The sequence below is a fragment of the Streptomyces coerulescens genome (assembly GCF_042657965.1).
GTDB classification, from domain to species: domain Bacteria; phylum Actinomycetota; class Actinomycetes; order Streptomycetales; family Streptomycetaceae; genus Streptomyces; species Streptomyces coerulescens.
In genome coordinates, this window is the sequence record NZ_JBHSKM010000028.1 from 46,065 (window position 1) to 68,008 (window position 21,944).

At 69.2% G+C, this 21,944-nt stretch carries 25 protein-coding genes and 2 pseudogenes; 19 read left to right on the forward strand and 8 right to left on the reverse strand.

Annotated features, from left to right (window positions below):
• The first annotated feature begins 138 nt into the window (after nucleotides 1-138).
• From ACFPQ9_RS33835 to ACFPQ9_RS33875, 9 genes are all read left to right on the forward strand, one after another.
• Nucleotides 139-429: an ATP-binding protein gene (locus ACFPQ9_RS33835; RefSeq protein WP_380862031.1), complete on the forward strand. Its 291-nt coding sequence runs from the start codon at nucleotides 139-141 to the stop codon at nucleotides 427-429.
• Nucleotides 429-827, forward strand: a complete 399-nt coding sequence (locus ACFPQ9_RS33840) for a DUF6415 family natural product biosynthesis protein (protein WP_380862033.1) — start codon at nucleotides 429-431, stop codon at nucleotides 825-827. Before ACFPQ9_RS33835 ends, ACFPQ9_RS33840 begins: the two co-directional genes overlap by 1 nt.
• Complete coding sequence (locus ACFPQ9_RS33845; RefSeq protein WP_380862035.1) at nucleotides 824-1,774, forward strand: ATP-binding protein; 951 nt, start codon at nucleotides 824-826, stop codon at nucleotides 1,772-1,774. Before ACFPQ9_RS33840 ends, ACFPQ9_RS33845 begins: the two co-directional genes overlap by 4 nt.
• Nucleotides 1,774-2,475 (forward strand): hypothetical protein, encoded by a 702-nt coding sequence (locus ACFPQ9_RS33850; RefSeq protein WP_380862037.1) that lies wholly within the window; start codon nucleotides 1,774-1,776, stop codon nucleotides 2,473-2,475. Before ACFPQ9_RS33845 ends, ACFPQ9_RS33850 begins: the two co-directional genes overlap by 1 nt.
• Nucleotides 2,476-2,569: 94 nt before the next feature.
• Complete coding sequence (locus ACFPQ9_RS33855) at nucleotides 2,570-3,679, forward strand: radical SAM protein (RefSeq protein ID WP_380862039.1); 1,110 nt, start codon at nucleotides 2,570-2,572, stop codon at nucleotides 3,677-3,679.
• Nucleotides 3,680-3,696: 17 nt separating this feature from the next.
• A complete protein-coding gene (locus tag ACFPQ9_RS33860) occupies nucleotides 3,697-3,825 on the forward strand; it encodes a hypothetical protein (protein ID WP_380862041.1) in 129 nt (42 codons plus the stop codon).
• Nucleotides 3,826-3,892: 67 nt separating this feature from the next.
• Nucleotides 3,893-4,696, forward strand: a complete 804-nt coding sequence (locus ACFPQ9_RS33865; RefSeq protein WP_380862043.1) for a protein kinase family protein — start codon at nucleotides 3,893-3,895, stop codon at nucleotides 4,694-4,696.
• Nucleotides 4,697-4,990: 294 nt separating this feature from the next.
• Nucleotides 4,991-5,827, forward strand: coding sequence for a hypothetical protein (locus tag ACFPQ9_RS33870; RefSeq protein ID WP_380862045.1), 837 nt, complete (start codon nucleotides 4,991-4,993; stop codon nucleotides 5,825-5,827).
• Nucleotides 5,828-5,910: 83 nt separating this feature from the next.
• Nucleotides 5,911-7,059, forward strand: coding sequence for a site-specific integrase (locus ACFPQ9_RS33875; protein ID WP_380862047.1), 1,149 nt, complete (start codon nucleotides 5,911-5,913; stop codon nucleotides 7,057-7,059).
• Between the two features lie 277 nt (nucleotides 7,060-7,336).
• Here ACFPQ9_RS33875 and ACFPQ9_RS33880 read toward each other — a convergent pair whose 3' ends face one another.
• The 5 genes from ACFPQ9_RS33880 to ACFPQ9_RS33900 all read right to left on the reverse strand — a co-directional run bounded on the left by ACFPQ9_RS33880 (nucleotide 7,337) and on the right by ACFPQ9_RS33900 (nucleotide 11,973).
• Nucleotides 7,337-8,761 carry an amidase family protein gene (locus ACFPQ9_RS33880; RefSeq protein ID WP_380862049.1) on the reverse strand — a complete coding sequence of 475 codons (1,425 nt, stop codon included), beginning with the start codon at nucleotides 8,759-8,761 and terminating at the stop codon, nucleotides 7,337-7,339.
• A complete protein-coding gene (locus ACFPQ9_RS33885; RefSeq protein WP_380862051.1) occupies nucleotides 8,758-9,966 on the reverse strand; it encodes an MAB_1171c family putative transporter in 1,209 nt (402 codons plus the stop codon). The genes ACFPQ9_RS33880 and ACFPQ9_RS33885 overlap by 4 nt, the downstream gene beginning before the upstream one ends.
• The gene (locus ACFPQ9_RS33890; RefSeq protein ID WP_380862053.1) at nucleotides 9,963-10,289 is read right to left on the reverse strand and encodes a secondary metabolite protein; all 327 of its coding nucleotides are present in this window, start codon (nucleotides 10,287-10,289) and stop codon (nucleotides 9,963-9,965) included. The genes ACFPQ9_RS33885 and ACFPQ9_RS33890 overlap by 4 nt, the downstream gene beginning before the upstream one ends.
• Nucleotides 10,290-10,511: 222 nt before the next feature.
• Nucleotides 10,512-10,952, reverse strand: coding sequence for an XRE family transcriptional regulator (locus ACFPQ9_RS33895; RefSeq protein ID WP_380862055.1), 441 nt, complete (start codon nucleotides 10,950-10,952; stop codon nucleotides 10,512-10,514).
• An 862-nt stretch (nucleotides 10,953-11,814) separates the two neighbouring features.
• Nucleotides 11,815-11,973 carry a hypothetical protein gene (locus ACFPQ9_RS33900; protein ID WP_380862258.1) on the reverse strand — a complete coding sequence of 53 codons (159 nt, stop codon included), beginning with the start codon at nucleotides 11,971-11,973 and terminating at the stop codon, nucleotides 11,815-11,817.
• On the opposite strand from ACFPQ9_RS33900, the pseudogene ACFPQ9_RS33905 reads away from it, so the two are divergent.
• From ACFPQ9_RS33905 to ACFPQ9_RS33950, 10 genes and pseudogenes are all read left to right on the forward strand, one after another.
• A pseudogene (locus ACFPQ9_RS33905) lies at nucleotides 11,906-12,723 on the forward strand (helix-turn-helix domain-containing protein). The gene ACFPQ9_RS33900 and the pseudogene ACFPQ9_RS33905 overlap by 68 nt on opposite strands.
• A 2-nt stretch (nucleotides 12,724-12,725) precedes the next feature.
• Nucleotides 12,726-13,442, forward strand: a complete 717-nt coding sequence (locus ACFPQ9_RS33910) for a zinc finger domain-containing protein (RefSeq protein WP_380862057.1) — start codon at nucleotides 12,726-12,728, stop codon at nucleotides 13,440-13,442.
• A gap of 161 nt (nucleotides 13,443-13,603) precedes the next feature.
• Nucleotides 13,604-14,241 (forward strand): annotated as a pseudogene (locus tag ACFPQ9_RS33915) (WhiB family transcriptional regulator).
• Nucleotides 14,238-15,569 carry a DUF2637 domain-containing protein gene (locus ACFPQ9_RS33920; RefSeq protein ID WP_380862059.1) on the forward strand — a complete coding sequence of 444 codons (1,332 nt, stop codon included), beginning with the start codon at nucleotides 14,238-14,240 and terminating at the stop codon, nucleotides 15,567-15,569. The pseudogene ACFPQ9_RS33915 and the gene ACFPQ9_RS33920 overlap by 4 nt, the downstream one beginning before the upstream one ends.
• Entirely contained in the window at nucleotides 15,566-15,757 is a 192-nt protein-coding gene (locus ACFPQ9_RS33925; RefSeq protein ID WP_380862061.1) for a hypothetical protein, read from the forward strand. The genes ACFPQ9_RS33920 and ACFPQ9_RS33925 overlap by 4 nt, the downstream gene beginning before the upstream one ends.
• Before the next feature lie 87 nt (nucleotides 15,758-15,844).
• On the forward strand, nucleotides 15,845-16,081 hold the full coding sequence (locus ACFPQ9_RS33930) for a hypothetical protein (RefSeq protein ID WP_380862063.1): 237 nt from the start codon (nucleotides 15,845-15,847) through the stop codon (nucleotides 16,079-16,081).
• Complete coding sequence (locus tag ACFPQ9_RS33935) at nucleotides 16,078-16,704, forward strand: plasmid mobilization protein (RefSeq protein ID WP_380862065.1); 627 nt, start codon at nucleotides 16,078-16,080, stop codon at nucleotides 16,702-16,704. The genes ACFPQ9_RS33930 and ACFPQ9_RS33935 overlap by 4 nt, the downstream gene beginning before the upstream one ends.
• Nucleotides 16,701-18,443 (forward strand): relaxase/mobilization nuclease domain-containing protein, encoded by a 1,743-nt coding sequence (locus ACFPQ9_RS33940; RefSeq protein ID WP_380862067.1) that lies wholly within the window; start codon nucleotides 16,701-16,703, stop codon nucleotides 18,441-18,443. Before ACFPQ9_RS33935 ends, ACFPQ9_RS33940 begins: the two co-directional genes overlap by 4 nt.
• Nucleotides 18,444-18,874: 431 nt before the next feature.
• Entirely contained in the window at nucleotides 18,875-19,321 is a 447-nt protein-coding gene (locus tag ACFPQ9_RS33945; RefSeq protein WP_380862069.1) for a hypothetical protein, read from the forward strand.
• Between the two features lie 78 nt (nucleotides 19,322-19,399).
• A complete protein-coding gene (locus ACFPQ9_RS33950) occupies nucleotides 19,400-20,095 on the forward strand; it encodes a hypothetical protein (RefSeq protein ID WP_380862071.1) in 696 nt (231 codons plus the stop codon).
• 167 nt (nucleotides 20,096-20,262) lie between these two features.
• On the opposite strand, the gene ACFPQ9_RS33955 is transcribed toward ACFPQ9_RS33950, so the two are convergent.
• The 3 genes from ACFPQ9_RS33955 to ACFPQ9_RS33965 all read right to left on the reverse strand — a co-directional run bounded on the left by ACFPQ9_RS33955 (nucleotide 20,263) and on the right by ACFPQ9_RS33965 (nucleotide 21,844).
• Nucleotides 20,263-21,081 (reverse strand): SPDY domain-containing protein, encoded by an 819-nt coding sequence (locus tag ACFPQ9_RS33955; protein WP_380862073.1) that lies wholly within the window; start codon nucleotides 21,079-21,081, stop codon nucleotides 20,263-20,265.
• A gap of 15 nt (nucleotides 21,082-21,096) precedes the next feature.
• Entirely contained in the window at nucleotides 21,097-21,387 is a 291-nt protein-coding gene (locus ACFPQ9_RS33960) for a hypothetical protein (protein WP_380862075.1), read from the reverse strand.
• A gap of 82 nt (nucleotides 21,388-21,469) precedes the next feature.
• Nucleotides 21,470-21,844 (reverse strand): SPDY domain-containing protein, encoded by a 375-nt coding sequence (locus ACFPQ9_RS33965; protein WP_380862077.1) that lies wholly within the window; start codon nucleotides 21,842-21,844, stop codon nucleotides 21,470-21,472.
• Nucleotides 21,845-21,944: the final 100 nt, after the last annotated feature.

A 21,944-nucleotide genomic window follows, 5' to 3' on the forward strand; every position in this document is an offset into this window, starting at 1 on the left:
GGGGACGTGGTGAACGAGCGCTTCAGAATCGCCCCCCGTTGCGCTGACGCCCCGCCCCGTGCAGAAGACGCACGCTGCGTGGGAATCATGCGGCGAGTCACTGCAGCACGGCTCAGATACTTCGGCCTCGATGCGCTGATGGTTGATGCGCTGACGATCGTCTCCGAACTGCTGACGAACGCGGTCCTCCACAGCGGCACCACGGAGATCAGGCTTACGGTGACCCGCCAGGACGACTTCCTCCGCATCGAGGTCGACGACGGCCAGGAGGGCAGCGTTCGGCCCAAGTCGGCTAACAACAACGACCAGTCGGGTCGGGGCCTCGCGATCGTTGAGGGCCTGGTGCAGGAGAACGACGGGAAGTGGGGCGTCAGCGACGACGGCACGACCGTATGGTGCCTCCTGCCGGCCCCCCAAGAGGGATCGTGATGGTCGCCGTGACGGCCGACGTCGCCGCGCAGCTCCTGAGCCGACCGTCATCCAACGATCACAAGACGCTGGGAGTACTCCTCGCAGGCCTGCGTCGCTCCCTCGCCCATGAGGCAATCGACGACCAGCTGTACGTCGACTTGGAGGCCGTACTCGGCGAGTACGCGCACCCCGCTCCGGGCGAAATCGCGGACATCGCGAGGCGGTTCCGGGAGGCAACGACGACGCTCGTGGAGTTTGTGCCGCACCTGGTCAGGCCGTACCCGCTCGATGAGGTCCAGTGCCTGATCCAGGTGAGCGCCGAGCATCCCTGCCCAGACGGTGCACACGGGCATCTCCGCCGGTTCGCCCTGGCCGTCCTCGCGCTTCTCGACCTGATGGGAGATGACGGCTGGTGACTGTCATTGCACGCCCCGAGCTGCCGAACGACGCTACGCCGCTGACTCAGATGGAACGGCGCGCGGTTGCCCTGGCCGCTCTGGGTCACAGCAGCGCGGAGATCACGGCGAAACTCGCCGAGGAGAAGCACGTCCTTCCCGCGGCCGGCATGGGGCCGATCTGGGCCGCGGCCGCGACGAAGCTCGGTGCCGAGCGCAGTCGGCCGCAGGGGCGGCAACCCGAACTTGTCTTCCGCGCGCGCGTCCACGGAGCCCTTGACGCCCCTAACCCGGAGGACGCCGGTTGGCTTCCTCCTGACGTCCTCGACTATGTCCAGGCGCTGGCCCGTGGCAGGACGCTGAAGCAGTACGCCGAAGACCTGGGCGTGCAGGTCTGGGACGTAGACCAGATCGCCAAGCAGACGCGGAAGCTGCTGGGCGGAGCGCCGACCCAAGCCAGCATGGTCTACCGTGCCCTGCCGCAGCTGCTACGCAGCGTGCAGCCGCCCGTCGACGACGTCAGGACAGACCTCGTCCCAGTCCCACGGCCAGCGCCGATCGACATCACCCTCCAAACCGAACTGCCTGGCGACATCAGCGCCGTGAGAGCGGCACGGTGGTGGACGCGCGCCATATTTCCCGCCCTGCGCTGGGCGGGGCCCGTCGTCCGTGCCGCCGAGGTGGTCGCCCGGCTGGTCGACAACGCCGTACGCCACGGCATGCCCGATCACGCGGAAACGCAGACGCTCCTCCTGCGTACCGCCGTCAACGCGGCGGGCGATCTCATCATCGACGTGAGCGACCTCAACGCCTCATTCCCCGGCTTCGAAGCCGCGGCGAGAGGCGAGCGGGGACGCGGTCTGTCACACGTCGCACGTCTGGGCGCCCGGGTCACCTGGTTCCTGCACCACGACGGCCCCGGCAAGACCGTGCGTGCGGTCCTCCCGCCAGGGGAGGTGGACCTGTAATGCCGAAACAGCACTACTGGAACGGTCTCCACGTTCCCTACATCGCGCAGTGGACTGCAGAGGCTGTGGAGCAGCCGAAGATCGTCCGGATCGTCAGGCGCGGCGGTGAGGGCATCGGCTACGAGGACGAGAACTCGGTGACCGACCGCCGCCACGAGGCGCTGTGGGTACGCTCCGGCCTCGGGCAGGGCCGCGGCCGGCCCGACTTCGCCAGGCTCAATTCGCTCCGGCAGAAACGTGCGATGCGGTACAGCCTGTGCCAAGTGTGCGGAGAGTCGGTTCTTGACTCACGCGCCGACGAGCGGACCCTGCACCTGATGGGCGCAGCCGCCCCGATCGTCGAGGGGGAGACCACCACCGCACCCGCTCTACACCCGCTCTGCGCGATTGAGTCCATCGAGGCGTGCCCGCACCTCCGGCGAGCGTTCGCCGCCGCGCTCGTTCAGTACACCCCGCTCTGGGGAGTGGCCGGAGTGGTCTTCGCCCCGGTCACGCTGGCTCCGCTCCCCACCCCTGGGAAGCACCCGGACGACCTCGCGCACGTCTCCATCGGCGACAAGCGCATCCGGTGGACGCTGGCCAACTTCACCGTGGTCAGCCTCCACGGCATCACCCCCGTGTCCCTGGAGGAGCTCCATGCGATGGCGGAGGAGGACGCACGGCGTGCAGCGGCCGGAGGCCAACGGGTGGGCATCACCTAGTTTCTGCCCGGTGGTGGCCCAGTTGCCGATTCGGTCCTGGCCCTCGGGCAGAGCACAACTCAACCAACCAGCTCCCACACGAAGGGAAGGCGACGTGCACCAGCTCATTGCGACACCGTTCGGAGAGCGGCGCCTCATCCTGCGGCCGGGCAGCACCAAGGCCGTACAGCTCCCACACGACAAATTCAATGAACTGCGCACACTGGCAACGGTCCCCAACACGGTGCCCCAGTGGCTCGTCAACGCCGTACACGCGCAGTGGCACATCGACCTGACCGGCCGAAGCGTCGACGACGTCCTCCTCGTCCGCCAGGCCGGTCCGTTCAAGGTCAGCCGGACAACGTGGGAGATCAACCTCGGCTGCGACTACGACTGCGGCATCTGCTACCTCGGCAAGAAGCGGTTCGAGGGCCTGGACCTCCCGGGCAAGCGGCGGCTGCTGGCCGTCATGCGTGACGCCGGCGTCATCTGGCTGCAGATCACCGGCGGCGAACCCCTTATCGACCCCCACTTCCCCGAGGCGTACCGCCTCGCCCACGAACTGGGCATGCTCGTCGAGGTCCTGTCGAACGGGTCCCGGCTGCACAAGGACCACGTCCTGAACCTCCTGCGCACCTACCCGCCGTCGAAGCTGACGCTGAGCATGTACGGCGCGACGGCCGACACGTACGACACGATCACCCGGAGGAAGGGCGCGTTCAACCGGTTCCGCGTGGGCCTGCGCCGCGCCGTCGCCGCGGGCCTGAACATCGACCTGAGCCTGATCATCGTCCGGGAGAATGCGCACGAGGTCGAGGCGATGCGGGACTGGGCACGCCAGTTCGGCGTGCCGTTCCGCGAGTACGCGAACATCTCGCCGACGATCCACGGCGGCGCCGAGCCGCTGCCCTCGCAGTCACCCCAGTACCTCACCAACCGGGAACCGTTCACCGGCTGCCCCGCCGGGGTGACGTTCTTCCACGCCGACCCGTTCGGGAAGGCGTCGATCTGCAAGGTCGGCCGCGAACCGAACGTCGACCTGATCGCCGAAGGCGTGCAGGGTCTGACCCGACTCGGTGACATCGCTGAGTCCCTCATGCTTCGCACCGGAGGATGCAGCGGCTGCACGCTGTCCGGCACGTGCCGGGTGTGCAGGCCGATGGCTCGTGTCTTCCAGGAGGCGAAGGCACCACTGGTCAACTACTGCCAACACGGAATGAGGTAAGCGCAATGAAGGCCGTCATGGTCAAGATCACGCCCAAGCCAGAGCCCGTCGTCGAGAACCCGGACGAGGTCGTCCTGGTCACCGACGTCGAGGCGCTGACCGCGGGCACCACCCCCGGCTGCGGCGACGACAACCCGTACAACTGAACCGAAGCACCCAGCTGGGGCCGCGCCTCCGCGCGCGGCCCCAGCACCGTTCCCCATGGAGGACCCCATGCCCACCCCGCGTCTGACCGAACTCCCCGACGCAGTACTGCGCCTGATCGAGAAGGCCAGCGGTCCGGTTGCCGACGTCGGGACCGTGAACGCCGGCCTGAACAGCGCCATCGCCGCCCGCGTCCGCACGACCGAGCACACCCTGTTCGTCAAGGGCCTGCCGCTCGACCACCCCCGGGTCTGGACACAGCGACGCGAGGCGGACGTCAACCCATACGTACGGGACGTCGCCCCCGAACTGCACTGGCACATGGAAGAGGACGGGTGGAGCCTCCTCGGCTTCGAGTACGTCCCCGGCCAGTACGCCGACTTCACGCCCGGCTCACCAGTACTCCCGGCGGTCATCGCCACCATGGCGCGCCTCGCCGACGTACCGGCTCCGGGCGTCGAACTAAAGACGATGCCGCACCGGCTCAGGACGTATGTCGATGACCCGGCCGACCTGTCCTGGTTCGCCGGGAACAGCCTGCTGCACACGGAGTGGAACCCGCACAACGTCCTTGTGACGAGCAACGGCGCCCAACTCGTCGACTGGGCATGGGCGTCCCTCGGAGCCGCATGGATCGACCCGGCGCTATGGCTGCTGTGGCTCATCGCCTTCGGCCACACCCCCGCCCAGGCCGAGAGCGAAGCCGCCGCACACCCCGCATGGGAACTCACCCCGCCCGCCGGCCTCGACGTCCTCGCCATCGTTCAGCGCCGCCTGTGGGACTCGATCGCGCACCAGAGCCCGGACGACTGGGCGAGGCCGATGCAACGCGCTGCGCAGGCATGGGCCGAGCACCGGGCCGCGAAGTCCTGAAGATGTCGGGCTGTGCCTGCGGGGCGTGGCAGGAGCGGCGCTGTCGGTGCCCCGAGGTACGGTCTCCCCGTGCTCGCAGTGCTTCGTCAATGAGGGCTGAGGTTCCGTACAAACCACGGGAGCAGCTGCTACGCTCCCGAACGGCAAGGCGCGCAATGCCTCCCGTCGTCGGCTTCCCACGCAGCAGACGATCCCGGGTGAAGGTCTCAGGCCCGCGCAACCCGTAGATCATCGAGTGCATCGAGTAGCGGGACGGGCAGGGCGTGGGCAGAGCCCGTCGGATACGAGACGACGATGCCGAAGAAGCAGCCCTTCGCCGCCAAGCTGGCCCGCCAGATTCAGGCAGCCACCGGCCTCGCCTACACCGACTGCATCAAGATGTACCAGCCGGGCGAGAACGAGGACTGGATCGTCCTCGCCCGCGAGCTGCGCGCGGCGGGCCTGGTCGACACCGCCGACAACCTCCTGAACATCGCGGTCGTGAGTGCCGAGTCTGCGGCCTGGCTCGAAGCGGTGGAGCAGATTGAGAGCGCCTTCTACGACATCGCCCACGCCAGGGTCAAGCGTGTGAGTCGGGTGTGTATGGACGCCTTCGAGGCGGTCCTGAGCCGGGCAGGGTTCGAGATGTACTCCTTCGACACGTCGGCGGAGGTGTACCACTGTGCGTTCCTCGCCCTGGCGAGGGCCGGCGCCATGCCGGATGGCCGGGCCCTCGCCCGCGCCGCCCTCGACGTCTTCCACGACGATCCGCTGTACTGCTCGGACGTCGTCAGGTCCCGGGGGCGTGCCCCGTTCACCTACGAGACGGCGGCCAGCCTCACCGGCCCCGACACACCGTTCGCCATCGCCGCTCGCCAGGCCGCGCGCGCTGTGGCCGCCGCATCCGCCGTCCGGACAGGCGGCGACGAGGGATGGTACGAGGCGGCCGAGCACATGGTGGAAGCGGTCTGGCACGGAAGCGCGGCCACCGGACTTCCGCCGCTGCACGAGAGCCGCGAGCATCGGGACTTCTTCGAGGGTGAGATGGGCGGCATCCTCCCGACCGGGGGGCCAACGGAACAGCCAACAACGGTAGCTAGCGTTCCGATTGACGGTCCCTCACGCGCCGCATCCGCCATCACCCCCGTATAATTTCCCTTATACGAGGCTGCTGGTGAAGCTGCCCGGTACGGCACACGACTCCGACCAGTCTGCGGCTACTGAGGGGCGCGCCCGTGGGTGACGAGCTGGTGGAAGTAGTCGACGCAGAACTGGTCGACGAGAGCGAGTTAAGGCCGGCTATCGCCGAGCCGACCGCCCAGACAGGACCGCTGGTTGACCGGCACACCGTCCTCCGGCCTGGCGAACTCACCATCACCAAACGGCCGACGTACACCGCGCGCGACTTCTACGTCTCGGAGGAGACCGCCCGCCGGATCGACCAGGAGTCGGCGCCAGCGAACACCGGCAAGAACTACAGGAGCCAGCGCGGCATCTTCGAGCGTTGGTGCAACGAGATGGGCCGCGTGGCGCGACCATGCACGACGGCCACTTTCGTCGAGTATGTCGCCAGCATGATCGCCCGCGAGTACCGGCCGAATACCATCGGCACCCACATGTCCGCCGTTCGTACGTGGCAGCCGGAGGACGCCCGGCCTGGGACGAAAGTGGCGCGCGGCCTGCTCAACGAGTACCGCAAGGCGTGGGGCAGACGGAACCGGGTGACCAAGGCGCCGGCCATCACCGACGACATGTTCCGCGCTATGGTCGCCGCCTGTGACCAGCACCATCCCATCGGCATCCGCAACCGGTGCGCGCTCATCCTCGGCCGCGGTGCTCTGAACAGGCGCATCGAACTCGCCGACCTGCTGCAGGCCGACGTCGATGTGGAGGCAGAGGGCGTCGCTCTGTGGATCGCCACTTCCAAGACCGACCAGGATTCCAAGGGAGACGAGACGTTCGTCCCCATCTGGGACGACGACCCCCTGATCAACCCCGTCCACGCGACCCGGGAGTGGTTCAGCACGCTCCACCGGCTCGGTGCCCGCGACAGCGCATTCTTCCGCGCGCTCACCGCCTACGGCGCCCTACAGAACCGCTCCACCGCTACCGTCCGCGGCGACCACGTCTCCGGCGACGCCATCAACGACTGGGTCCGCAGCTGCGCATACTCAGCCAACCTGCCCCACTGGCAGGAGATCACGGCCCACGGCCTCCGCCGCGGTGGAGCGCAGGCAATCGCCGACGCCGGGGGCGACCCCACTCGGCAGGGCCGGTGGAAGCCGGGCTCCACCGCGGTGAAGAGGGAGTACCTCGACCGCGCCCTCGCACGGAGCGAGAATCCCTGGCTGAAGGTAGACAAGGGCGGTAGGCAGAACCCGTAACACGATCGACGCAACGCTCCACGTCCCTCCCAGAACCGGGACACCATAGAAGTGGTAGTGCCGCCACAGTGCGCCAGGGCATACCACCGGGGCGCAGTCGCGGTGTCACAGTGCCGAGATCTGTGGATGCCTGCCGCCCTGCTGGGCGGGCCTCCCTCGGATCGGCACGCCTCCGGCGTCCCCACCAACGGCGTCAACTCGTCCGCCAGGGCAAGCAGTACTCGGTCGAAAGCACCGTTGCGTGGGGTTCCTGGTTTACTCCCCCGCTGATGCACGACTACGGAGCCGTCTCTCCGAGAAGCGATGCCAGGTCTTCGGCCATTGCAAGCAAGGTCCGGTCCGAGTACGCCGGTCCCACGAGCTGCACACCGATCGGGAGCCCATCCACGTTTCGCGCAACAGGTACGACCAGGCTGGGCAGGCCGACGTGGCTGGTGAGGTTGGCCCAACCGGTCTGGTCGAAGAAGCTCCGCTCGATGCCATCTACCACGAGAGAGCGGGCACCGGCCGGGATCGCCGGGGTGGGGGCGGCCGGGGTGATGAGGACATCGTGCTCGGCGTCGGCGAAGAACCGCTCCCAGGTCTCCCGTAGCCGGACGCGCTGCTCGTCGGCACGGAGCCAGGCGCGGTGTGTCTGCGTCCGGTGGCGGAGAAAGGTAGCCCGTGGGCTCGCGTCATCACCTCGCAGCTGGCGCGCCGCATCGAGTTCGGCCGCGCCGGATTCTTCGTCCGTGGCGGCCGTTGCGGTGGCGTGGAGGAGCTGCTCGAACAGTCGAAGGGAGTCGGCGAAGCTGGCGGGCCCCGTGGTAGGGCGGACCTTGGTGCCGGCGGCGGCCAGTGCTTGCTCGACCGTGGCGAGAGCATCGGCAGTCGCACGGTCAACGGGGCAGCGCGCGTCCTCGGCCCATACCGCCACGCGGAGTTGGCGAACGCTACTGCGCGCCGCGGGCAGCCTGACGAGCCAGGGGTTGTTCTCGGCGGTCGACGGAGTCATCAATGCGTGAAGCAGTAGGTCGAGGTCACGGGGGTGGCGTGCCAAGGGCCCGGGCGTGACCATGTCGCTGCTGGTCATCCACCCCGGCGGGCGGGGGATGTGGCCACGGGCCGGGATGAGCCCGAGCGTGGGCCGCAGGCCGTAGACCCCGCAGTAGTGCGCCGGAAGCCGAAGTGAGCCGGCAAGGTCGCTGCCGAGGTCGGCGGGGGTGAGGTGGGCGGCGACGGCCGCAGCGGGGCCGCCGGAGGAGCCGCCGACGGTGCGCTTGGGGTCGTACGGGTTGAGCGTCGGCCCGAACAGGCCGTTGTCGGTGTGCAAGTCCTGGCAGTACGCGGGCGTGTTGGTCTTGCCCATGATCACGGCCCCTTGATGGCGGAGCCGAGCGACCGCGTCGGCGTCGCGCCCGGGGACATGATTCGCCAGGTGCTCGGCACCGCAGGTGGTGCGAAGGCCCTCCGTCTCAAAGCTGTCCTTGATTGTGAGGGGAAGGCCGTCGAGGGTCCCACTGCTCTCGTCACGGGCTCGGCGCTCGTCAGCTGCGTGCGCGGCGGCGCGAGCCACGTGGTCGTCACGGGTGATCACGGCGTTGACCCGGCTGGCATCGATCCGATCGAGGTGGAGGTCGAGCAGCTCACGGCTGGAGATCTCTCGACGGTGCAGCGCCTCGAGCTGGACATGGGCGGGCTGGCGGGAGAGGTCAGTCGTCATGCGGAGACTCGCTCCAGGTGTGGGGCTCGTACGGGCTGGCGGGGCAGGTGACTGGCGACGTCCAGGAGAGCGTCGATGTCGTCCATAGGCCGGCTGGTCTGGCGTTCGGCATCGGCGAACTCGGTGAGTTGCTCGGGCGCCGGGCGGGAGCCGTCGGCTCGTGCGGCGATTCCGGCAAGGATCTGGTCAGCCGTGACGGCGGCCAACAAGTCTTGGCCGTGCAGACCTCGGGCTCGGTGGTGGGCTGCGCTGGTCTGGCGGACCTCGGCATCCAGGTACTGGCGGATCACGAATCGGCCGTCGCGGATTTCGACTGCGCGACGGTAGAGCTTGATCGCGATGCCGCGGAAACGACGACGCTGGGCTGGATCAACTCGGTCGATCGGCAATGCGATCTCGGGGGCCTCGCTGTAGAAGGCAAGCCATAGGGGGCGCAGCTTGTAGTAGCTGCGGTACTGCTTGACGCGGTACTGGAGGCTCTGGGCCTGGTCGCTGATGGTGGGCACGAGCCAGCCGATGAGCGTGAGCATGGCGCCGACGTCACCGCATGTCCAGGCAAAGCTTTCCCAGGCGGTGAGGGATGCGTCGAAGGCACCGGCGATGACGTTGCTGATGCGGACCGCGCTGTATCCGAGTGTGACTGTGGCGCCGAGGGCAACAACTCGCAGCCCGAAGCGGACGGACCCGCGGGTACTGCGGCGGGCCAGGCTCCAGCATGCGCGGGCGAGGAACAGCTCTCCGATTGTGTAGGCCGTGACGTAGAGGGTGAGGTATGCGGCGTACCAGTCGTCGTGCGCGTAGTACAACGTGAAGTCGTTCGGGTGAGGTGCGTTGGGCGTCAGCAGGGCGAACAGCACCAGCAGCCCGGCGATCACCGCGAGGCCGGCCCCGAGCCATCGCCGACTTCGCCGGCGGGCGACTTCTGGTGGTGATCCCCAGTAGGTGAGGACCACCTGCTGGCAGGCCAGCAGCGCGATCACGCATCCCTGCGCGAGCGGCACGGAGAGGTTGACGGTGCCGAGCTCGCGGTCGAAGTACTCCCACATCGGCGTGATGGAGAACAGGAACGACAGTCCTGACAGTAGGAAGACAGCGACGAGTGCGGTAGAGGCGGGGTCTCGGCGGCGCGTCGGGACATCTCGCATGAGGCACAAGAAGCCGAGAGCGGCGGTCACGAGGCTGATCGGGTGGAGGAGATCCTTCACTGCCGTGCCTCCCGCCGGCGCAGCAAAGTATGTGCAACGCGGTCCTGGACCGCATCCCCTGAGGACTCGTCGCTGCGCAGCCAGCGGTCGATGATCCGGCGCTGGAGCAGCGAGGCGAGAAGTTCCGTGTCACGCTCCTCGGCCTCGTCGTACTTGGTGCGCCCCAGCATCATCTGCACGGTGGCTGGGTTCACGCTGGTGATGAAGGCCGGGGCCAGCGCGGACACCGGGCGGCTTTCGTGGTGGCCGAGCAGCAGGTGGCTGAACTCGTGAGCGATGATGTGATCCTGGTGGAGCACGCTGGTCCGCGGGTCGTAGAACACGTGGACGGCCCATTCAGTAACAGCACACGCCCCGCACACGGAGGGCGCCTGCTCCCGGGGCTCCAGAATCACCGTCCGTCCCGTGCGGCGAGAGACTTCGCCACATAGATCGCGGATATTGGTGACGTGAGGGAGATCCAGCTCGGCCAGGAGGTCAGGCCGGCGCTGCCTACGGGCAGACCACATTGCTTTTCCTTGATCACTTACTGAACTGACGCCGTCTTACGCACCACTTGAGGGCGGCAACCCCTCTGATTTCCGGACGCTGTCGACGATCCCCAGGATGGCATCCTTTCCGTCCGCGGATACATCCGAGAGACGGAGAAGAACGTTCTTGACCTTCGTGTCGCGAAGCAGGGCAAGCAACTCAAGCTCCTGCACAGTCTTTTCAGCGACAACATCGTCGAACCAATATGCGGGATCTACCCCGAAAAACGCTGCGAGCGCTTCAAGGTGACGCTTCGTCGGATTATCCCGCTGGCCCGTCCGCAGGAGCCACAGGTACTGGCCCGACACGGTCCCGAGCCCACGCTTCTCCATCAGTTCAGCCACTTCGGCGTTGCTGTACGGACCGCGATCGGGCGGGTGCACCGTGTCGAACAGGCGGTTTAGGCGCCCCATGAGCCCCGCGGGGTTCATGGGGCCATCGGTCGACTCTTTCATGATCCTTTACCGGCGGGCTTCGTCGTCTCTTCAGTCACCCTACCCCGCGATAAACACGAGTTTGACGCGCCGATCACACGTATGGAAAGTTCTTCCCCACCAGCACGTTTCCGCGTGGCGCGCACCGTCCGTTTAGGTCGGCCTGTCCGTTTCTGCCGACAGAGGCACGCTGGGCAACGTGGCGTAAACCACAGTTCCAGCAATACACGTCACAGCTGGCGGGCAAGGTTTGATTTCGATCGGAAAGTGCGGGGGCGGCAGTGGAGACACCTCATCCACATCGCAATGCCACTGCGAGACGGTCCGGACGCTCCCTCCGATCCGAACACGATGGCCCGCTCTCGACGTTCAAGGCAACCACCGCGGCGCCGGTGTTCCTCAACGCCAGAGGGCGACTCACACAGAGCGCCACATACGGCTCCAGCGACAGATCGCATGATGACTCTCTGCAACCAGTACAGAGGTTAAGAACCAAGTCTGGATCTTGACACGGGTCCGTGCGTATGTTCGTCGCTCCCGGGCAGCCCGCCCTGGTACGACGAAGATGAGGAGCCTGCAAGCACGGACCGGGGCTAGTAGGCCCTCAACACAGCGACGGCGCCCGAGAGCGGTAACTCCCGGACGCCGAACGCTAAATGGCATGTCCGCCCCGGCAAGGGCGGAGATTGCCCACCATCACCACGCTGAGTCCTTCCGACGGGCGCGTCAGCGTGGCAACACTGCAAAGGGGAGTATCGCATGCCTCCTGCCCTGCGCAAAAGGCCATTCCGCCTGGCCTGCGCGGCAGCCACCTCCGCCTCGACGCCTCGGCGCCCCGACCCGGAGCACACCTTGGTGGCCCCACGCCGCCGCCCCCGGCCGCTCATCTGGAGCGGCCGATGAGCAGCGAGGCACGCGAGTGGGTGTGGGAGCACAGCTCCAGCCGAGGGACCGCGCGTCTGGTCCTGCTGTCGATCGCCGACCGGGTGGCCGACGAACAGTGCGTCTCATGGGCCTCGCTGTCCAGCCTGGCCAAGCGCACGCGCGCTTCCGTGTCCACGGTGCGCGAGGCCATCGGCCGCCTTGTCGACTCCGGTGAGCTGGAGCAGATCGACGACCTCACCGGCCCGCAGCGCAGCACGGTCTACCGCCTCCCCCTCGCCGCCAAGGCCGCGGCAGAGGCGGCGAGGGAGCAGGACGAGGATGTCGGCCAGGCGCCGGGCGACAGTCCCGAGGCCACCCCGGCGCTCCGGCTCTCGGCCCTGCGACGCTGCGGAATCCGACCGCGTCAGGTGCCGGAATCCCCCTCGAGCGTCCCGAAACCGGCAGTAGCGGAAACCGGCAGGGCCCGACGGAAACCGGCACCGCGACGTACCGGAAACCGACACAGCGATGTACCGGAATCCGGCACACAGAACCGTAGTGAACCGGATTTGAAACGTAGGTACAGCAGTGGTGATGCCGCCGTCATCCCCGTTGCCGAGTGGCAGGTTGACCCCGCCGCCTATGCCTGGGCCGCCAACAGGGACACCTCGACCGCCTCGGCGAGCAGGGCCTGCAGGCGGCCGACGCCAAGTGGCGTGCCCACCGCGCCGGCCTCAAGCCGAGGCCGGCGGATGCCTGGGCTGCTGACTGGCGCTCCTGGGTCGCCCGGGAGCACGCCCCGAGTCGCCCGAGCCTCTACGCCGTCCCGGGCAAGAACACCGCCGCGCCGGGCGCCATGACGCGGGCCGAGGCCCACACCGCCGCCCTCCTCGCCGCCCTCGACGAGCCGACCGGAACGGAGGGCTGACTGTGGACCGCCGCGAAACCGCCGCCTTGCTGGCCTACATCGGCCGACTCGACCCCCGCACCATCCGCACCGACCAGGGTGAGGCCCGCGACCAGCTCGCCCAGTGGCACGAGCTGCTCGGCGACGTGCCGATGGCCACCCCGCACGGCTGGGACGCCCGCGCCGCCGCCCGCCAGTACATCCGCACCTCGCCGTACCAGATCCTGCCTGCGGACATGGCCCGTCCCTGGGAGAGCTACCGGCGCGACCGCCTGGCCCGGCATTCCGATCCCACGCCGTCCGTCGACCCGGACGACCAGGCCGCCTGGACCGCCGAGCTGGTCGGCAACCGGCGCGCCGTCGCCGCCGGCACCGCGCAGCCCGCTCAAGCACGGGCGATCACCAGCGGTCGCGACGAGATCGACCCGAGGCTGGAGGCGAGGCTGCGGGAGATCGGCTCGTGCATCCCGGCCGCCGCGCGGGCCGCCCTCGCGCCCTACCGGCCCGCCCGAGCAGCACGCGAAGCAGCCGTCGCGCAGGGAATGCCCGACGCGCTGAACGTCCGCTGCGAGTGGTGCCTGGCCCAGCCCGGCGAGCCGTGTCGCCGCCGCCGGATCGGCCCCGACGACGGAGTACGCGGAACCGCTCCGCGCGCAACGCCGCATCCCGGCCGCCTCGACTCCGCCGCCGCCCAGCAGGCCCAGACACCGGAGCCAATCCAGAAGCCCGCCATGGCCTGACCGGCGAATCCGGCGCATGCACCCGCCCGGTGCACTGCCACCCCATCACCACCGTCCCGCCCCGGCTGCGGCGCACGCCCGCGCGCCGCAGCTGGCACCCGACGCCGCGCCCGCCGAGTATCACCCCAGCCGGCCGACGCGGCAGCACCTCGGAGAACCCCTTGCGCCTCATCACCACCCACGAAGCGCCGGCCACCGGCCTTCGCGGCATCGGAGACACCAGCTGGCACACCCGCGGAGCGTGCCACGGCATGGACGTCGAGGACTCCGACGCCGTCTTCTTCCCACTCCCCCGGGACCACGAAGCCATCGCCGAGGCGAAGGAGCTGTGCGGCTGGTGCCCGGTACGCCGCGACTGCCTCGACTTCGCCCTGGAGAACGGACGCAAGGAGGGCGTCTGGGGCGGCCTCACCGAAGCCGAGCGGCGTCCCCTGCACGATGGACTGCCCCAGCGCCTCGACTACCGGCGCGTGACCGCGTTCTTCCAGGGACGCGACGTACACCTGAGCGAGGCCGAACGGCAGGTCGTCATCGACCACGCCTACGTACGCGGTTGGCGGCCCGCCCGGCTCACCTCCGCCCTGCAGATCAGCCACAAGCATGCCCGAGACCTGCTTCGGCAGGCCGCCAACAAGGTCTTCGACCGCGACCGCACCTACGGCGTACCTCGACCCAAGAAAGGCGGAAGAAGACCACCCCGGCAGGCAGCCCCGTGCCCGCCGCACCCGGCGCACAGCAGCCGGTAGCCCGCCCGGCAGCGTGGACTCCGGCGCACGCCCCTCTCGGAAAGGCCGCATGACCCCCTCCGCTACACGCCCCGCCGTCGCGCCGGTCGGAGCTTGGGACCGTCTCGCCATCGTGGCCCTCGGCTTCGCCGGGTGCGCCTTGAGTTATGACGCCCTGCGGCAAATGGCTGTCGCCATCCACGTCCGCGGATTTCTCACCTACCTCTTCCCTCTCGTGATCGACGGCTTCATCGCCTACGGAGTGCGCGCGCTGCTGGTCCTCTCCCAGGCCCCGGCCCTGGCGCGGCTGTATGTATGGACGCTGTTCGGCGGTGCCACCGCCGCGAGTATCTGGGCGAATGCCCTGCACGCGGTCCGCCTCAATCAGCAAAGCAACCACTCCGGTCTGCGGCTGAGCGACACGGTCGTCGCGGTGCTCTCCACCCTCGCCCCACTCGCCCTGGCTGGCGCGGTCCATCTGTACATCCTCATCACCCGCCACCACCCGGGATGCGGAGCCCCAGCGGACCACTCGGATGAGACTGCCGAGGAACGGACCACGAGTCTGGTCCGGCGCATGTGGACTAAGGTCCACGGCCAGAACGGAAGGCGGCGGACCACGGACCAACCCACCAACTCCGCCCCAGCGGACCACGACTCCCCGGCTCCGGACCAGCGGACCAACCCCGCCCCGGACCACCCGGACCCGGACACGGGCCAGCTGGCGGACCAGGACGAGGACTATGTCGCGGACCACAACACGCTTGCGGCGGACCAGCGGACCGCCTCTGGTCCGCCGGAGGCGACACGGGAATGGCGGACCAGCCACGCCGCAGGTCAAACGGCTGACGGCTCATCCCGTCCGGCGGACCACGCACGCGCGTACGAGGGACACGGACCATCCGAAGATGCTGGTCCGGCGAGCGTGGACGAAGACCACCCGGCGGACCAGGACCACCTACGAACGACGGATCACACCACGCGGACCACGGACCAACCCACCGACTCCGCCGCAGCGGACCACGACGCCCCGGCTCCGAACCAGCGGACCAACCCCGCCCCGGACCACCCGGACCCGGACACTGGCCATCTGGCGGACAGCGAAGAGGACAACTCATCCGGCGGACCGCAGGGGTCCCGGACCACGGACCACGGCGGCCCCCCAGCCACGCCGCGGACCAAGCCTGCGGACCAAGACGACGAGGTCCCGTGGGAAGTCAAGGTCGATGTCGCCCGCAAAGCCGCCCTCGAGGAAGGTCGGATGACCCGCCGGGCCATCCGACCGCACCTGCGGCGCCACAACATCAGCGTCAGCAACGCGCTGTTCAGCGAACTCCAGGCCGCCCTCTACGCGGACCCGACGCTGGCCCACCTGCCCCGCGACACAAGGAAGACCCGATGAAGACCTGCCACCAGTTCGACACCGTCCATGCGGAGTACACGCGGGAGATCGGCTTCCTGCTCGCCCACTCGAAGCGGCACAAGGGCAGGTCGGCGGCAAAGGCCAGCGCAAAGCAGGCTGCCTCGACGAAGCAACGGATGGCTCGGGCCCTCAACAGCCACGTCGGACGCTGCCCCGAGTGCGGCTGAACGGGCAAACCACCAGCTCAACGCCCCTACCCGCAACGGGTGGCCCGGCTCCGTGCCGGGCCACCGCCCCGCTCTAGGAGACACGCAGTGATTCCGCGTCCCCCTCGCTATTCCGAGCCCACCATCGCCGAGGCCAGCGCCTGGGCAGACACCCTGGTCCGCCGACGACTCCTGCACGCCGCCGTGCTCGTGCCGACCGGCCAATGGCTCGTCCAGGGCAGACCCGACGGACCCGTCCGCGTCCTCCCGGGACCGGCCGACGTCGTCGCGCTGGCCGCGACCATCCAGCACCACACCCGCACCGGTAGGCCCGAAATACGATGACGAACCGAACCCAGGACGGCACCACTCCGAAACCTGCTCGCGACGTCAACTCGTTCTCGGGGCGAGCAAGTTGGGGCGGAAGCGTAGCTTCCGCCAACCCCGCCCCCGAGGGGGCGGGAGAGGACCTGCACCGGGGGGCGCAGGTCCTTCAGGCTTCGACCGAGGGCGGATCGAAGCCGGGGCAGGAGGAGAAGCAGACCGAGCCGCGCGTACGCCGACAGCGCGCTGATCGAGCCCGTCAGCGCCCGCGCCAGTCGCCCGAGAAGAAGCGCCTGCACCAGCCCAACACACGTTTCAACGATGAAGAGTTCGCCCTGATCAAGTCCGCCGCCGCCCGATGCAATCTGTCCGTAGCCGGGTTTCTCGCACGCTCCGCGCTCGCTGCCGCACGCGACCTCGACCGCACCAGCGCCGAGATCGCCGACGAACGTGAAGTGATCACAGCCCTGTTCGACAGCCGGCGTCGGCTCGGCTGGGCCGGCAGCAACCTCAACCAGGCAGTCAAGGCGCTCAACTCCGGTGCAGTAGCTCCCCAGCACGAAGCAGCGGTCGCCGCCGTACGGCGTGCCGCCGACACCGCGCACGAGGCCGCCACGCGGCTGATCGAGCACCACGGCTCATGATCCCCAGCGTCAACAACTCGGGATCACGGACCATCGGTCTCCTCAATTACCTCTACGAGACCGGCCAGTACGAGGATCACACCGACCCGCACCTCGTGGCCTCCTTCGACGGCATGTCCCCTGACCCCGGCCGCGACCCGAACGCCACCCTCAAGGACCTTGCGCAGCTCCTGGACCAGCCCGTGATGGCGCTCGCCGAGCACGCCCGTCCGGCCAAGCACGTGTGGCACACCTCTGTACGCGCCGACCCGAGGGACCGGATCCTGTCTGATGAGGAGTGGGCCGGCATCGCCAGCCGTATCGTCGCCGCCACCGGCATCGACCCCGGCGACGGACAGCCCGGCTGCCGCTGGGCCGCCGTACGGCACGCGGACGACCACATCCACATCGTCGCCACCCTCGTCACCGAAGACGGCCATCGTCCCGACGACTACCGCTCCGGCGCCCGCGCCCAGGCCGAAGCCCGGCTCATCGAGAAGGAACTCGGTCTCCGCCAGGTCGCGCCCGGCGACGGCACAGCTGCTCAGCGGCCCACCAGCGCCGAACGCCATAAGGCCGAGCGCCAGGGCCGCGAGCGCACCGCCCGCGAAGAACTGCGCGAGACAGTGCGGCGGGCGGTGGCGGGCGTGACCAGTGAGGAGGAGTTCTTCGACCGGCTCGCCGCCGCCGGACTGCTGATCCGTAAGCGCGCCGCGCCCTCCGGAGACCTCCTCGGCTACAAGGTCGCCCTGCCCGACGACCTCAACAAGGACGGCGAGCCGGTGTTCTACCCCGGCGCGCGCCTCGCCCCCGACCTCTCGCTGCCCCGCATCCGGGAGCGCTGGTCCGGCAACGCCCAGAACGATCCAGCTCCCCGGCGGGAGGATGCGGGGCCTGCGGGGCCAGGCGCTCCGGCCGGTGCCCGCCGTAGGACGGCATCGGCCGTCTGGCAGGCCGTGCTCGTCATCGAACACGGGGACGACGCGGTTGCCGCCACCCATATCGCCGCGGCCGGCGAGGTTCTCGACGCGCTCGCGAAGACCTCCGCCGCCCACACCCGCCGCGAACTACGCGACGCGGCAACGGCCTTCGAGCGGGCATCGCGATCCCACGTCCGCGCAGCCCGCGGGCACGACCACGCGCTGCGGCAGGCCGCCCGCGAACTCGTCCACGGTGGCCCTGCCCTCGGCCGCGGTGAGGACGGTGCCACCACCGCGATGGCGATCGACATGCTGTTCTTCCTCATCACCGCCGCCGCGCACTGGCACGCGAAGAAGGGCCACGCCCAGCAGGCCGAGGCCGCCGCGCGGGCCGCCGAGCACCTGCGCACCGCCTACCAGGGCGCCGCCGCCCAGCCTCTCGGCGTGCTCTACCAGCGAGGCCGGCGTCTGTGCCGGCCGATGCTCCGGAGGCAGACCGTGGTGCTGCGCGAGGCACTGCCGGAGCTGGCCGAGCAGATCCTCGCCGAGCCCGGCTGGTACGCCCTGGCCGCGACCATCGCGGAGGCCGAAGCCGCCGGCCACGACCCGGCCGCCCTCCTGTCCGCCGCGGTGGAGCGGCGCGAACTCGACACCGCGGATTCGGTCAGCGACGTGCTGGTGTGGCGGCTGCGACGGACAGCCGCCCTGCCCGCCGACGCCTCTCCCCTGCCCGAGAACGCCACCACGGGGCGCCAGTCCTCCACACGCGGAACGGCGACCCGCTCCAACGCTCCCAGCAGGCGCCGCAGCGGGGAGGAGACATCGGGCAAGACCCGGTAAACCCTTCCAAGGGCGGGAGCGCAACCTCAGCGCGCCACCGAGAACAGGGCAACCGCCATCGCCGTGCTCGCGGCCCACAGCCTGGCCTTACGCCACAACGGACCTCAGCGGAGTACAGACCCGCGTTGTGGGTCGCGAGCACCGGTGCACGCGCAGGAGGGAAGGCAGTGACGCAGCTGCGGCGAGTCGAGCCAACAGGCGTCGCAAAGTTGAGCGGTCGGAGGGGGACAAGGTGTGTTCGGGCAGATCGAGGGGACATCACTCATCCGCTCGGAGACATGCGCCGTGGCCAACTCGTCCCCCGGCCTCTGGGGGCACGGAAACGCCTTATGACCTGCCCGAAGGTGACTGTGGACTTTGTGAATTGAAACCACCGGGAGCCTAGGGCACGATCATGAAGCGAGCAGGACGAGGCAAAGGGAGGACGCCAGGTGTTTCACCGAATACGCCGCCGGACCAAGGTGCCCAGCGAGGCGCAGCGCCGATTCGTCGAGTGGTCGGCGCAGCTGCAGAATCAGGTCCCGCCCGGGATCCGGGCGCCGTCGGCCGAGCCGGCACGACCCGAGCCGACAACCGCGGTGGTGGACGACTTCCTTCCGCCTGAGCTGCGGGTGCCCAGCCACGACCAGCTCGACGGCAAGATGATGCCGTGGAAGCAACCGCTCGTCCTCGACAGTGAGATGGTTACCTGCGCCGAGTGCGGCGCGTACCGGGACTGGCTGATCCTGTCCACCCGCGACCAGATCTGGCTGCGGTGCCGGGTCGGCCACCAGCAGCGGGAAACCCGCCTCGACACGGCCTGGTTCAACCGGAACTCCGGTCCGGCAGACGCGACGCACGCCACGTTCGAAGACTGCCTGCGCCACCTCGGGCACTGACCCCCACTCCTACGACCCCACCGGGCCCCCGAGCCCGCACTGACCACCGTCGCCCAGCACCAAGGGGTCAGTTCCGTCATGCGCGTCCGCGTAGCCACCACCGCCCTCGGCATCACCGCCGCCCTCCTCGCCGTGCCCGCCTGCTCCACCCATACCACCGGCACCAAAACCGACACCGCTCCCTCCGCCCGTACCGGGAAGCCGGCCGACGCAGCCCAGAAGTCCGCCGCGCTCTCGTCGCCCGCGCTGGAGACGCGCCTGCTCGACGAGAGCGACCTCGGCAGCGGCTACCTGCGCAAGCCGGAGCGCCCCGCCCAGCACGACGACGTCACCGTCATCGGTTGCCTTGCCCTGAGCGAACTGGGCGGCGACGCGGCCACCGGCGGCACGCTCACCTTCCCCCGCAAGGCCAAGGTCACCTTCACCTACGGCGCCAGCTCCTCAGAGATCTCCGAGGAGTTGTACAGCGACAGCGCGAACAAGCTGTCTGACGGCATCGGCCGGATCTTTGACGCCATGACCGGCTGCCCGGCCTATCAGGTCGTCGCAGGCGGTAGCTCGATCGACATGGCCTCGCAGAAGCTGCCCGCGCCCCACGGCCTCGGTGACGAGCGATGGAGCCAGCTTCTGACGTTCTCCACCGGAGGACGGAGCACCGTGGTCAAGCAGACCGCGATCCGCGACGGCAGTCTGCTGCTGATCGTCTCCGGCTCCCCGGCCCTCGTCGACCGCCACCTCGACAAGGCCCTCGCCAAGGCCACGTCAGCCAGCTGACCGACCCCCGACGCACTTCTGCCCCCGACCAGATGGTCGGGGGCAGAAGTGCTTTGCGACTCGCGCCGCTGCACGGTCGTCCGAGCCTCGGCGGGAAATGCAAGGAGCCCGGCCCCCATTCGGGAGGACCGGGCTACTGCCGTCGGGCTGAGGAGCGCCGTCGATCGCTAGGCCGGCGCCCGCAGCAGCCGCTCCCGGGTGGCCTCGGGCAGCACCCTGCGCAGGACCGGTGCGGTCGAGCTGAGAGAGGCGGCGAAGGCTGCCACGAGGTCGTGCGGGACGCTGGAGCTGAAGGAGACTGCCCACAGGCAGGGGGCGCCGAGCGTGGGCTCGGCCCATGCCTGCCATCCGGTCGGTCCCGCCTCGTCGGCCGCGGTGGTCAGGGCGCGCGGGTCGGCGTCCTGGACGAGGGGCGGTACCTCGCCGAGGCTGATGTGCGAGGTGAACGTCGGGTCCGTCGCTGCCGTCTGGGGCTGGTCGATGTCGCGGAGCCAGCCGTGTGCGGCGACGGCTTCGAGGACCTTCTCGGGGCCGGCGAGCGGCACGGCGGGTTGGTCGCGGGCGTCGAGCGCGACGAGGAAGTCGGCCACGGCCTCGCCGGGGACGTCGGTGGTGAAGTAGGACGACCACGACGCGAGCGGGCTGCTGGTGTCCGCGCGGGCGGAGATCTGCCAGGCGATCGGCAGGTCTCCCAGGTGGAACGGCTCGTCGGGCAGGCTCCACTGCGCCCATCGGAGGGTGTCGAGGCTGATGTGCAGGACGGTGCTGCGCAGGACCTGGCGGTCCTCCGGTTCCTCGTCCGGCTCTTGTCGTCCGCGGACGATCGTCAGGCTCGTCCAGCCCAGACCGGAGAGCGTGTCGGCGACACCGTCGTAGAGGCACCTGTCGTCACCGGCCAGATGCCGGGGGCCGACCCAGAACGCGGGCTGACCGCCGGGCGGGGTGGACGGGTCGAGCGGGAAGTCGGGGTACAGGGGCGCCTCCAAGGGCTCGGTGCGGGGCTAGTTGCCGCCGACAGTGCGGCGGGGGCGACGCGGGGGTGCCTGGACGGGCCCCTGCCAGGTCAGGGCGACAGCGACCTCGGTCGGAAGATAGCCGAGCTGCGCGTCCTCGTCCCGCCCTTCGGCGAGGTAGACGACCCTCAGGCCGGTCTCGTCCACGCACTGCACGACCTGCGCCAGACGGTGCGCCATCGGAAAGAACGGGTTCATGGCCTGGCGGACCGGAGCATCCCGGTCGCAGACGGACAGCAGGTCGATGAGATCACCGACGGTCATCTCCGAGGACGTCACGAACAGCCTCCTGGGGTGAGGGGAAAATGGTGAGCGATGAAAGGGGCGGGGGCCGTCAGCCGACCGCCCGCCAGAGCCAGGACTACTCGTGGCCGTCTGGCTGTCGTACGCGGCGTGAGGTCTCCAGCACGCGCGCCACGGCGGCGGCGACAATGTCGGCTGGCGTTTCCGTGTCGAACGACAGGTGATAGCCACGCACCTTGGCCGTACCGGTGACGGCGATCTTCCATCCCTCGCCGTCCGTGCCAGGACGGCCAAGCGGGAACCAGCCGAGGTAGAAGCGGCCGTCCTTCGAACTGACATGCACATCCGCGCGGTCGTCCACGATCAGCTGGAAATCCTCCGCGGAGAACTGGTCCATGACCAGCGTGGGCTGGCCGGGGCCGAGCTGCCACTCACGCAGCCGCAAGGCTTCGACAGTAGTAGAGAAACCGGGGCCCTCGGGCGCCACGGTCACAGGCAATCACCTCTCTGACCTGGCTCTTCTTGCAAGGTCGTCTACGTTGACATGCCCTCGCACCCGTTGGCCAGTCATTCCGCGGTCTTCCTTGTCTGCC